General features: G+C 67.2%; 12 protein-coding genes. 6 read left to right on the forward strand and 6 right to left on the reverse strand.

Features of this window, described 5'->3' with window-relative positions; genetic code table 11:
• Positions 1-43 precede the first annotated feature (43 nt).
• Positions 44-646 carry a PadR family transcriptional regulator gene (locus tag BMW26_RS06200; RefSeq protein WP_072591057.1) on the reverse strand — a complete coding sequence of 201 codons (603 nt, stop codon included), beginning with the start codon at positions 644-646 and terminating at the stop codon, positions 44-46.
• Between the two features lie 175 nt (positions 647-821).
• Between BMW26_RS06200 and secA the strand changes: the two genes are divergently transcribed.
• Positions 822-3,629 carry a preprotein translocase subunit SecA gene (secA, locus tag BMW26_RS06205; protein ID WP_072592251.1) on the forward strand — a complete coding sequence of 936 codons (2,808 nt, stop codon included), beginning with the start codon at positions 822-824 and terminating at the stop codon, positions 3,627-3,629.
• Between the two features lie 67 nt (positions 3,630-3,696).
• Complete coding sequence (locus BMW26_RS06210) at positions 3,697-4,923, forward strand: pyridoxal phosphate-dependent aminotransferase (RefSeq protein WP_053095668.1); 1,227 nt, start codon at positions 3,697-3,699, stop codon at positions 4,921-4,923.
• Here BMW26_RS06210 and BMW26_RS06215 read toward each other — a convergent pair.
• Together BMW26_RS06215 and BMW26_RS06220 are read right to left on the reverse strand one after the other, a co-directional pair.
• Entirely contained in the window at positions 4,847-6,088 is a 1,242-nt protein-coding gene (locus BMW26_RS06215; protein WP_072591058.1) for an AAA family ATPase, read from the reverse strand. The two genes, BMW26_RS06210 and BMW26_RS06215, sit on opposite strands and share 77 nt — an antisense overlap.
• Positions 6,085-6,705 (reverse strand): hypothetical protein, encoded by a 621-nt coding sequence (locus BMW26_RS06220; RefSeq protein WP_072591059.1) that lies wholly within the window; start codon positions 6,703-6,705, stop codon positions 6,085-6,087. Before BMW26_RS06220 ends, BMW26_RS06215 begins: the two co-directional genes overlap by 4 nt.
• Positions 6,706-6,802: 97 nt before the next feature.
• Between BMW26_RS06220 and BMW26_RS06225 the strand changes: the two genes are divergently transcribed.
• Positions 6,803-7,081, forward strand: a complete 279-nt coding sequence (locus BMW26_RS06225) for a helix-turn-helix domain-containing protein (RefSeq protein ID WP_056278255.1) — start codon at positions 6,803-6,805, stop codon at positions 7,079-7,081.
• Here the strand turns inward: BMW26_RS06225 and BMW26_RS06230 are convergent.
• Positions 7,069-7,680, reverse strand: coding sequence for a hypothetical protein (locus tag BMW26_RS06230; RefSeq protein ID WP_072592252.1), 612 nt, complete (start codon positions 7,678-7,680; stop codon positions 7,069-7,071). The two genes, BMW26_RS06225 and BMW26_RS06230, sit on opposite strands and share 13 nt — an antisense overlap.
• 127 nt (positions 7,681-7,807) lie before the next feature.
• Between BMW26_RS06230 and BMW26_RS06235 the strand changes: the two genes are divergently transcribed.
• Together BMW26_RS06235 and BMW26_RS06240 are read left to right on the forward strand one after the other, a co-directional pair.
• Positions 7,808-8,194 (forward strand): Rv3235 family protein, encoded by a 387-nt coding sequence (locus BMW26_RS06235; RefSeq protein ID WP_198032390.1) that lies wholly within the window; start codon positions 7,808-7,810, stop codon positions 8,192-8,194.
• Positions 8,195-8,218: 24 nt separating this feature from the next.
• Positions 8,219-9,703, forward strand: a complete 1,485-nt coding sequence (locus tag BMW26_RS06240) for a sensor histidine kinase (protein ID WP_053095672.1) — start codon at positions 8,219-8,221, stop codon at positions 9,701-9,703.
• Positions 9,704-9,774: 71 nt separating this feature from the next.
• Here the strand turns inward: BMW26_RS06240 and BMW26_RS06245 are convergent, their stop codons facing one another.
• A complete protein-coding gene (locus tag BMW26_RS06245; protein ID WP_028503730.1) occupies positions 9,775-10,023 on the reverse strand; it encodes a WhiB family transcriptional regulator in 249 nt (82 codons plus the stop codon).
• Positions 10,024-10,258: 235 nt separating this feature from the next.
• Between BMW26_RS06245 and BMW26_RS06250 the strand changes: the two genes are divergently transcribed.
• Positions 10,259-10,642: a hypothetical protein gene (locus BMW26_RS06250; RefSeq protein WP_053095673.1), complete on the forward strand. Its 384-nt coding sequence runs from the start codon at positions 10,259-10,261 to the stop codon at positions 10,640-10,642.
• Between the two features lie 3 nt (positions 10,643-10,645).
• Here BMW26_RS06250 and bcp read toward each other — a convergent pair whose 3' ends face one another.
• Positions 10,646-11,119: a thioredoxin-dependent thiol peroxidase gene (bcp, locus tag BMW26_RS06255; protein WP_072591060.1), complete on the reverse strand. Its 474-nt coding sequence runs from the start codon at positions 11,117-11,119 to the stop codon at positions 10,646-10,648.
• Positions 11,120-11,125 lie beyond the last annotated feature (6 nt).

Here is an 11,125-nt window from a genome sequence, read left to right on the forward strand (position 1 = left end):
CGGGCGACGCCGCTGGCTGTGCATACGCTTGAGGCGAAACCCGTCAGACGAGTGCCGCCACGTCTGACCTCGACGGCCTGCCACGTTTGGGTCGATCGGTCGTCAACTCGAGAGCGAGGGCGTGGACAGGGTGCTGGGCGAGCCGGGTCTGCACGTGGTCGAGCCAGCGGATCTCGGCCTCCGCCGTGAAGATCATCGAATCGACGACGAGCGACCATGCGAGCCCCTCGGGGCTGTCGTCCTCGCGCGTCGCCCTCGTCGCGGTGAGATCTGCGAGATGCTCTTCCGACGCCGCGCGCTGGGCCGCGATGACTCGGGCGGCGTCCGCGCCGGGGAGGGTTGCCGCCACAGCCAGCTTGATCGCGAGCTCGTTGCGCGTCGCCTGGCTTCGTGGCGCGGGAGACGCGAGCCAGCGGTCCACCTCGGACGCGCCGGTGGCCGTGATCTCCCAGTAGACGTGGCCGTGCTCGTCCGCTGCACCGCGAGCGACGAGCCCGTCACGCTCGAGGCGCTCGAGCGTGTTGTAGATCTGACCGACGTTGAGCGGCCATACCGAGCCCGTGCGGCGGTCGAACTCGTGCCGCAACTGGTAGCCGTAGCAGGGGCCCTGAGCGAGGATCGCGAGCAGACTCTGTCGGACCGACATATGGACCTCCCGGTGTCGTGGACCAATATATACATACTCGGAAACGCGTTGGAGGCACGCCATGCAGACGACGTGCAGACGACGTGCAGGTCACGGACCGGTAACATGACAAGGTATGCCTGGCACGCGCCCGACACGCGGCGCCGCCGGAACCATCGACAGGGAGATGACATCTGTGGCCAATCCTCTTGAGAAGCTGCTGCGCGCTGGAGAAGGGCGGGTCATCCGACGCCTGAACCAGGTGGTCAAGGCCGTGAACGCGCTGGAAGAGGACATCTCCAAGCTCACGGACGACGAACTTCGCAACGAGACCACCGAGCTGCGTGAGCGGTTCGCGAAGGGCGAGTCGCTCGATCAGCTCATGCCCGAGGCGTTCGCCGCCGTGCGCGAAGCGGCGAAGCGCACCCTCGGTATGCGCGCGTACGACGTGCAGATCATGGGTGGTGCTGCTCTCCACCTCGGCAACATCGCAGAGATGAAGACCGGTGAGGGCAAGACCCTGGTCGCCACCTTCCCGGCGTACCTCAATGCGATCGCGGGCGAGGGCGTCCACGTGATCACGGTCAACGACTTCCTCGCGAGCTATCAGGCAGAGCTCATGGGGCGCGTGTACCGGGCCCTCGGCATGTCGACGGGAATCATCGTCTCGGGCCAGACCCCGGCTGTGCGCCGCGAGCAGTATGCGTCCGACATCACCTACGGCACGAACAACGAGTTCGGCTTCGACTACCTCCGCGACAACATGGCGTGGCGCAAGGAAGACCTCGTCCAGCGCGAGCACTACTTCGCGATCGTCGACGAGGTCGACTCCATCCTGATCGATGAGGCGCGCACGCCGCTGATCATCTCAGGACCGTCTTCCGGTGAGGCGAACCGCTGGTTCGCGGAGTTCGCGAAGATCGCGCGCACCCTCGAGGCGGGCGTCGACTACGAGGTCGACGAGAAGAAGCGCACCGTCGGCGTTCTCGAACCCGGCATCGAGAAGGTCGAGGACTACCTCGGCATCGACAACCTGTACGAGTCCGCGAACACGCCGCTGATCTCGTTCCTCAACAACTCGATCAAGGCCCTCGCCCTGTTCAAGAAGGACACCGACTACGTCGTCATGAACGACGAGGTCATGATCGTCGACGAGCACACCGGTCGCATCCTGGTCGGACGTCGCTACAACGAGGGCATCCACCAGGCCATCGAGGCGAAGGAGGCCGTGCCGGTCAAGGCCGAGAACCAGACTCTCGCCACGGTCACGCTTCAGAACTACTTCCGCCTGTACGACAAGCTCGCCGGCATGACCGGTACAGCCGAGACCGAGGCGGCCGAGTTCATGTCGACCTACAAGCTCGGTGTCATCCCGATCCCGACGAACCGTCCGATGATTCGCAAGGACCAGTCCGACCTCGTCTACAAGAACGAGACCGCCAAATTCGCGCAGGTGGTCGAGGACATCGCCGAGCGTCACGCGCAGGGGCAGCCGGTGCTCGTGGGCACCGTGAGCGTCGAGAAGAGCGAGTACCTGTCGCGGCTCCTCGCGAAGAAGGGCGTCAAGCACGAGGTCCTCAACGCGAAGAACCACGCGCGCGAGGCCGAGATCGTCGCACGCGCAGGGCGCCTCGGCGCCGTGACCGTCGCCACCAACATGGCCGGTCGTGGAACCGACATCATGCTCGGCGGCAACGCCGAGTTCCTCGCCGTGCAGGAGCTCAAGGGCAAGGGACTCGACCCCGTCGAGACGCCCGAGGAGTACGAGATCGCGTGGGACGAGACGTACGAGGCGATGAAGTCCATCGTGTCCGAAGAGGCCGAGAAGGTCATCGAGGCCGGTGGGCTCTATGTCCTGGGCACGGAGCGCCACGAGTCGCGCCGCATCGACAACCAGCTGCGCGGTCGCTCGGGTCGTCAGGGCGACCCTGGTGAGAGCCGTTTCTATCTGAGCCTCACCGACGATCTCATGCGCCTGTTCCAGTCGGGCGCCGCCGAGGCGATCCTCGCGCGCACCAACTTCCCCGACGACGTCCCGATCGAGTCGGGCCTGGTGTCGCGGGCGATCCGCAGCGCGCAGTCGCAGGTCGAGTCGCGCAACGCCGAGATGCGCAAGAACGTCCTCAAGTACGACGACGTCCTGAACCGTCAGCGCGAGGCGATCTACGCCGACCGCCGCCACATCCTGCAGGGCGATGACATCGCCGACCGCGTCCAGCACTTCATCGAGGACGCGATCAGTGGAGTGGTGCGCGATCACACCGGCGAGGGTCACAACGAGAGCTGGGACTTCGACGCACTCTGGACCGAGCTCAAGACGCTGTACCCGGTGAGCGTGACCATCGACGAGGTCGTGTCCGAGGCTGCCGGCCGCAAGGGTGGCATCACCGCAGAGGGTCTGACCCGCGAGCTGCTGTCGGACGCGAAGATCGCATACGAGACTCGTGAGGAGTCGCTCGGAGAAGCGGCGACGCGTGAGCTCGAACGACGCGTGGTGCTGCAGGTGCTCGATCGCCGCTGGCGCGACCACCTCTACGAGATGGACTACCTCAAGGACGGCATCGGTCTCCGTGCGATGGCGCAGCGCGACCCGCTCATCGAGTACCAGCGCGAGGGCTACGCGATGTTCCAGTCGATGATGGGGCAGATCAAGGAGGAGTCGGTCGGCTACCTCTACAATCTCGAGGTCGAGGTGCGTCGGGCGGGCGATTCGCAGACGGCCGAGGTCGAGGCGAAGGGCCTCGCCGAAGACGGTGGAGACCAGCGGCTCGAGTACTCCGCCGCGAACGACGCCGGCGAGGTCGAGGTCCGCAACGACCGCGGTCAGGTTCAGCAGGCCGCGACCGAGAAGCTTCGTCAGGCAGCGGCCGCGCGTCAGGCTCCCGCCGAGGAGGCCGAGTCGGCTGAGGCTCCGCGCGGCGCGTTCGGGCAGCGCACCGAGGGCTCGGCAGCTCCCGCGGGCAACCGCGAGCAGCGGCGGGCGCAGGGCAAGAAGAAGAAGTAGCAGAGCGCATGACGAGGGGCCGGTCCGTGGGGATCGGCCCCTCGTCGCGTCATTGTAGGCTTGCTCAATGACACCAACGCGCCACTTCGACCAGTCGTCGAAGCTCAAGAACGTCCTGTACGAGATCCGTGGAAACACGCTCGTCGAGGCGGCGCGGCTCGAGGCCGAGGGACATCGGATCCTCAAGCTCAACACGGGCAACCCCGCGATCTTCGGCTTCGAGGCACCCCACCAGATCGTGCACGACATGCTGGCCGCGCTTCCGACCGCCCACGGGTACAGCGACAGCAAGGGGATCATCTCGGCACGGCGAGCAGTCGTCAGCCGGTACGAGGAGATCCCCGGGTTCCCGCGATTCGATCCCGAGGATGTCTTCCTCGGCAACGGCGTCTCCGAGCTCATCACGATGACGATGCAGGCTCTTCTCGACGAGGGCGATGAGGTGCTCATCCCGGCACCCGACTACCCGCTGTGGACCGCCATGACGAGTCTTGCTGACGGCACCCCGGTCCATTACCTGTGCGATGAGGACAACGGATGGCAGCCCGACCTCGAGGACATCCGATCCAAGATCACTCCGCGCACCAAGGCTCTCGTCATCATCAACCCCAACAACCCGACCGGCGTGGTCTACTCACGCGAAGTTCTCGAGGGCATGGTGCAGATCGCCCGTGAGAACCAGCTGCTGCTGCTTTCCGACGAGATCTACGATCGCATCCTGTTCGATGATGCGGTGCACATCCCGACGGCGACCCTGGCGCCGGACCTGCTGTGTCTGACGTTCAACGGGCTCTCGAAGACCTACCGGGTCGCCGGCTTCCGGTCCGGGTGGCTCGTGATCACCGGGCCGCAGGACCACGCGAAGGGGTTCCTCGAGGGGATCAACCTGCTCGCCTCGACGCGTCTCTGCCCGAACGTCCCCGCCCAGTACGCGGTTCAGGCGGCTCTCGGGGGAGTGCAGTCCATCGACTCGCTGATCGCGCCGACCGGGCGCCTGCATGAGCAGCGTGACATCGCCTGGAAGGGACTCGAATCAATCCCCGGTGTCTCGTGCGTCAAGCCCGTCGGCGCGTTGTACGCCTTCCCTCGTCTGGACCCGAACGTCCACGAGATCAGGGACGACGCGAAGCTGGTCTACGACCTGCTGGTCTCCGAACACATCCTCCTCGTGCAGGGAACCGGCTTCAACTGGCCGACCCCCGACCACCTCCGACTGGTCACGCTCCCCGAGCCCCGCGTGCTCGCAGAAGCCGTCGAGCGCCTCGGGAACTTCCTCTCGAGCTACCGCCAGTAGGCGGCTCTGCTGATGTGGAGACGAGAGTCTCCACGACGCGGCGCACGCCGGCGACGAGGGACGAGCGCGGAGTGAGGTCCGCCATCGGTCGGGCGTGCAGGAGGGCGGCGTCGGCTGCCCGCTGATCGAAAGGGAGGAACGCGACGTCCGCGATGCCGGCGAACCTCTCGAGCGTGCGCCGGATCTGACCTCGCGCATCCATGCCCAGGGGGCCGGGGCGCACGCGGTTCACCACCACTCTGATGGGCGTCGGGGTCGTGAGCCGTCGTAGCTCGGCATGCTCCCTGATGAACCTGCTCATGCCGAGCGGGTCGGCCGCCGCGATGGCGATGATCAGGTCTGCCTCCTGCAGCGCGGCAACGGTGGCTGCGTGGCGACGCGGGCCGGTGAGGTCGTACGTCGCCTCATCGTCGGCGTCGAAGGCGCTCGCGACGTCGACGACGGTCTCCTCTGCCCAGCTGCGGCATGCGCGCAGCGTCGCCTCCAATCGACGTGCGCCGAGTTCCGGCCAGCGCCCAGGGCGATTGATGCCCCCGAGGACCTCGATCTCTCCTGCGCTCGTGTCGAGGACGGTCGCAAGCCGCGTGAGTTCTGCCGAGTCGAGTGCGCCGAGTTCTGCCCGACGGCACGCGGCGGCGATCCCGGGTGCATCATCGCTGAGTCCCAGCAGCAGCGCGAGGGAGGGAGCGACGGTGTCGGCATCCACCAGGGCAGTGCGGCGTCCTGCCCTGGACAGCTCGACGGCGAGCTGGATCGCGACGGTCGATCGTCCCGGCGCACCGGACGGACCCCAGACCACCGTGACACGACGCGGAGATTGCGCGATTCGCTCGACGGAGCCCGCAAGGTCGGCGGTGAGCGCGGCAGCGATCTCCCAGCCGCGCGCTTCTGTCGGGAGTGCGGCCGCGAGGCCGTAGCGCCCGAGCAGTCTGCTGTCGCCGTCGCCGAGCGGCAGGATCCGCACCCCTGCCCTGTCGCACTCGGCGACGAGCGCGGGCGTCAGCACCGCGCGGCTGGCGGGAACGATGACGGCATCGACGCCGTCGGGCAGGGGCAGGATCCTGCTCGGCGCGACGACGGAAACCACGCTGATGCCTTCGAGCTCGAGTTCCTCGGCCAGGGTGCGCGCACGGGAATCGGGTAGGGCGATGATTACCGACGTCACGAGGTCGAGCCGATCGGCACGACGGACAGGACAGAGCCGCCGGTGATCGCGGACAGCACATCGGCGACATCCGCTCGGTCGATCACGATCTCAGCCGTGGTGCCGTCGGCGGCGAGCATTCCTTCGGTCTTCGTCACCGATGTGACGATCGCATCGGCGACGAGGATGCGCGGCGTCCCCGGGAGGGCGCCTTCGTCCACCGGAGGAGATTGCCAGAGTTCGATGATGCTCCCGGCGCCCACATCGGCCGGGATGCCGGTGCTGCTCTCGACGACGATCGTGGTGGTTCTGTTCGCATCCGCGTCCTCGGCGGCAGAAGTCGGCATCAGCTCGCCGTCGACGACCGTCCGGGACGCGATCTGACCGGGCCGAAGGTCTTGGGGCGCGAGGTAGCGATCCGAGACGGCGCCGAGTCCCACGTCCACCACCTGGAAGTCACCGGAGACGAGCGCTTCGCCGAGCGGTATCGTTCGCGTCGCCTGGAGTACCGGTGTCGTGGCGCCGGAGGAGGAGACGACGGCCCACACGCCGGCGACAGACAGCGCGACCACGGCGATGCCGATCAGGAAGCGGGCATCACCCCAGACGGCACGCCGTGAACGGGAGAACTTGCTCATGGCGACATGGTCACAGAAATCGCCGCGGCTGCTCGAGACTTATCCACAGCATCGGATCGGCCCTGGCGTATCGGCACGGCAGGGGGAGAATGGGAGCATGCCCCATTCCTCTCCGGCCACGCAGCGCTTCCTGGCGCCGGCGCAGGTGGCGGAACTGCTGAGCATCGGGGTCGACGAGGTCATCGAACTCGTCTACGCGGGACGTCTGCGCGGGTCCAAGCTCGGAGCACCCGCCCGGTGGCGCGTCGAGGAGTCGAGCCTTTCGGAGTATCTCGCCGAGCAGTCCGAAGAGGCCAGACGGATGGCGCTGTGGCGTGAGGCGAATGAGGCGAGTTTCCCAGAGGTCTGGGGCACATCCCGCCGTCACGGCATCTGATCTCCCGCGGTCTGAACCGACGTGACGGCTGCGAACGGGATGATCTGGAACGCACGCACCGCCGAGGCGGTCCTCGCCTCGCCCGGGTCGTGCAGGGCGAGATCCAGATGGTCCGCACCCGCTCGGTCGATCGTCCCGTGGAGGTCGGATGCATCGACGCTGACGATTCTGACCGGAACCCGTCGCCGGGCGAGGTCACGGAGGACGAACCCGAGCGACATGCGCTCGCGGAGCACGGGGGCGGGGTCGTCCTCTTCGTCCAGGCTCGACAGCAGCAGGCCGTGATCGACGGTGAGTCCGCGGAGCGCGTGGAGGGGGACGATCACGGTCGACCGCGTCGTCCGTGATTCCTCGGCCTGCGCGATCGTCGCAGCGATCCAATCGGAGCCCAGCGCGTTCAGTCGTGCCCGAACGCGAGCTCCACCCGGCAGATCCAGGGTGGCGGGAGCGGCCGATGCACAGAGCACTCTGAGCCGGCTGCGAAGCTCGAGCCTCGAGATGCGCAGGCGCTCCGACTCGGCGTCGAGCGCCGCGCGCTCGCTCTCCCACTCGGAGGCCAGCTGGCCTTCGAGGTCTTCGAACAGTCGATCCCAGTGCACGCGGACCACCGTAAATGAAGTCCGGGAGCGCATGTACGAGTTATCCACATACATCACGAACGCGACCGGATCGGCCAGTCGACGCATGCTCTACTTGGCGCAGTCTTCCCGATGGAGAGTGCCTCAGATGATGCTTCACGAGTACTTCGCACCACAGCCGACGCCCCGCGCCGACCTGCCGGATCCGAGTCCGCTGCTGCGGAGCCTGACCCAGGGCGTGCTCGAGGTGCTCGCGGGAGTCAGAGAAGTCGATCAGCTCGCCCGCTGGTTCAATGAAGACGCGTACCGGAGTTTGGTGACGCGGGCGAATCTGTCGGCGAGGGCGCGCAGCGCGAGGGGGGTCTCGCCTGCGCGCCCGACTTTCGAGATCCTGTCGATCCGCGTGACGGAACCGGTGGACGGCAAGGTAGAGGCCGTCGTCGTGGTCGCGGGTCCCGGTCGCACCCGGGCGGTGGCGATTCGCCTCGAAGGTCTCGACCGACGCTGGCGGGCGACGTCGCTGGCCGTTCTCTGAGCGGACGCGCTCTAGGCTGGTGGGGTGTCAACGCTCAGCGACCTCGCCAATGCCCAGGGCCGTCTTGCCGAGAACGATGTCGAGTGGCTGCATCGACTCGCCGGCGACGGTCAGCTTCTCGCGGACCTCGCGTCGGCGGACATCGTCGTCTGGATCGAGACCGACGACGGATCGTTCGTCGCCGTAGCCCACGCCCGTCCGAGCGGAGCGGCCACCCTGTTCTACCGCGACATCGTGGGAGAGCGGGTGCGGCCGCAGTGGCGCACGCAGGTACAGGGGGCGTTCGATTCGGCGGAGATCGTGGACTCGTCCTCGCCGGATTGGTTCGAGGAGACCCCGACGCGCGTGAGGGCGGTGCCGATCGTCAACGAGCGCCGCGGCAGTGAGCACCAGGGGACCGTCATCGGCGTCGTCACCCGGCACACGAACCTCGGCGAGGCCCGGACGCCGTCGCGACAGCAGATCACGTTCGACGAGTGCGCGAACGACATCTTCCGGATGATCGCCGACGGCAGCTTTCCCGATCCAGCGGCTCCGACCTCCCCGCGCCGCGGAGCTCCCCGAGCGTCAGACGGCTTGATCCGGATCGACGTCGACGGCATCACGACGTTCGCCAGTCCGAACGCGCTCTCGGCGTTCAATCGCATGGGTTTCGATGACGAACTGGAGGGCGAGTCTCTCGCCGAGGTCACCACCAGGCTCGTGCCGCCGTCGCGACAGGTCGACGAGTCGCTGCCCGTCGTCGTGACGGGGCGCGCCCCGTGGCGCACCGACATCGAAGCGCGCGGCGTCACTGTCTCGCTGCGGGCGATTCCCCTCAAGGATCACGGGACGCGCATCGGTGCCATCGTCCTGTGCCGGGACGTGTCGGAGCTGCGTCATCAGGAGCAGGAGCTCATCACCAAGGACGCGACGATCCGTGAGATCCATCACCGTGTCAAGAACAACCTGCAGACGGTCGCATCGCTGTTGCGCATCCAGGCGCGTCGTACGCACTCGGACGAGGCGCGCGATGCGCTGACCCAGGCGATGAGACGTGTGGACTCCATCGCTGTGGTTCACGACACCCTCGCTCAGGGGCTGACTCAGAAGGTCGACTTCGACGAGGTGTTCCACCGGGTTCTGAAGCTCGTCGCCGAGGTCGCATCCGCGCCGAACACCCGTGCGCGCACTCGGTCGACCGGGCGCTTCGGGGTCCTGCCGAGCGAGTATGCGACGCCGTTGGCTCTCGCGCTCACCGAGGTCGTCACGAACGCGGTGGAGCACGGCCTCGCAGGGCAGGAGGGCATGGTCACGATCGACGCCGCGCGCACCGAGGAGAATCTGCGCGTCACGGTGCACGACACCGGCAAGGGCCTGCCGGAGGGGCGCATCGGTCAGGGACTGGGAACGCAGATCATCCGCACCCTGATCCAGGGGGAACTCAGCGGATCGATCGAGTGGCGGGGGAGCGAGGGAGAGGGCACCGAGGTCGTCATCGACATCCCGCTCCGCTGGCTCACCGCGTGACGAGTCCGCCGCGACGGTGAGCAGATACGCAGAAGCGGCCCGAGACATCGTCTCGGGCCGCTTCTCGATGTTCAGGAGGCGCGGCGGGCGCGGGCGGCGCGGCGCTTGAGTGCGCGGCGCTCGTCCTCGGAGAGGCCGCCCCACACGCCCGAGTCCTGGCTGGACTCGAGGGCGTACTGCAGGCAGATCTCGGTCACCGTGCAGGTGGCGCAGACGGTCTTCGCCTTCTCGATCTGGTCGACGGCCGGACCCGTGTTCCCGACAGGGAAGAACAGTTCGGGGTCGACAGTCAAGCAGGCGGCCTTATCGCGCCAGTCCATGGGGGCTCCTCGGTGTGGTTTTTCAGAAATCGACGCACTGCGACGACTCGGATTTCGGGTGCAGATCGGGTTCAGCTACCCTGTATGAGATACGGACGGATGCCCGCTTTCTGTGATGCGAGCTCGAAGCCCGCCCCACGCCGCTGTGGGAGCACATGACGTTGTCTATTCTGTTACATGAAACCGGCGAAATCAAGGGTTTCCGCCGTTCTCATCCGATTCTCAGGAGACAACTGTGCGCTCACCCGGCCTCGCTCTGGCGGCATCCGCGGTTCTCGCGGCGGAGGGCGCCGCCTTGATCGTCTTCGCTCTCATCGAGCTCGTGGGCCTCGGTGCGGGGGACGCAGCCTCACTGCCGACAGCGCTCGCTCTCATCGTGCTCACTCTCCTCGGCGCCGCCGCGCTCATCGCGTTCGCGATCGGGACGAGGACGGGGCGGTCATGGGCGCGATCGGGTGGCGTCGTCTTCCAGGTGCTCGCCATCGCGCTCGCGCTCGCCTCGCTGACGCTGCAGCCGGTCGCGTGGGCGTTCACCGTCGGAGTGGGTCTGCCAGCACTGCTGTGCTTCGCGCTGCTGATCGCCAGCACGCGAGCCGAGAACGAGCGCCCGGCGGAGTGACCGTCAGGCGTCGACGCCGAGGAGCTTGCGCAGGCGCGCGACGTGTCCGGTGGCCTTGACGTTGTACTGGGCGAGTGCGATCGTGCCCTGCTCATCGAGCACGAAGGTCGATCGGATGACGCCCTCCACGACCTTGCCGTAGTTCATCTTCTCACCCCATACGCCGTACGCGGAGTGCACCGCGTGGTCGGGGTCGCTGAGAAGGGTGAAGGTGAGGCCGTCGCGCTCGCGGAACTCGGCGAGCTTTGCGGGCTCGTCGCGCGAGACCCCGATCACCCGGTATCCGGCGCCGTCGAGCGACGAGATGCTGTCGCGGAAGTCGCAGGCCTGCGTCGTGCAGCCCGGGGTCATGGCCGCGGGATAGAAGTACAGCACCGTCTTGCGGCCGCGCAGATCGTCGAGGGTGACGGTCTGTCCGTCTTGGTCGAGGAGAGCGAAGTCGGGGGCAGCGGTTCCGGGTTCCAGGCGCACAGTCACCCCTCC

It is taken from the genome of Microbacterium sp. 1.5R (genome assembly GCF_001889265.1).
Taxonomy (GTDB): Bacteria; Actinomycetota; Actinomycetes; order Actinomycetales; family Microbacteriaceae; genus Microbacterium.

Coding starts and splice junctions, on each gene's coding strand:
- BMW26_RS06200 (WP_072591057.1), bottom strand. CDS start 646: ATGTCGGTCCGACAGAGTCTGCTCGCGATCCTCGCTCAGGGCCCCTGC.
- BMW26_RS06210 (WP_053095668.1), top strand. CDS start 3,697: ATGACACCAACGCGCCACTTCGACCAGTCGTCGAAGCTCAAGAACGTC.
- BMW26_RS06220 (WP_072591059.1), bottom strand. CDS start 6,705: ATGAGCAAGTTCTCCCGTTCACGGCGTGCCGTCTGGGGTGATGCCCGC.
- BMW26_RS06225 (WP_056278255.1), top strand. CDS start 6,803: ATGCCCCATTCCTCTCCGGCCACGCAGCGCTTCCTGGCGCCGGCGCAG.
- BMW26_RS06235 (WP_198032390.1), top strand. CDS start 7,808: ATGATGCTTCACGAGTACTTCGCACCACAGCCGACGCCCCGCGCCGAC.
- BMW26_RS06245 (WP_028503730.1), bottom strand. CDS start 10,023: ATGGACTGGCGCGATAAGGCCGCCTGCTTGACTGTCGACCCCGAACTG.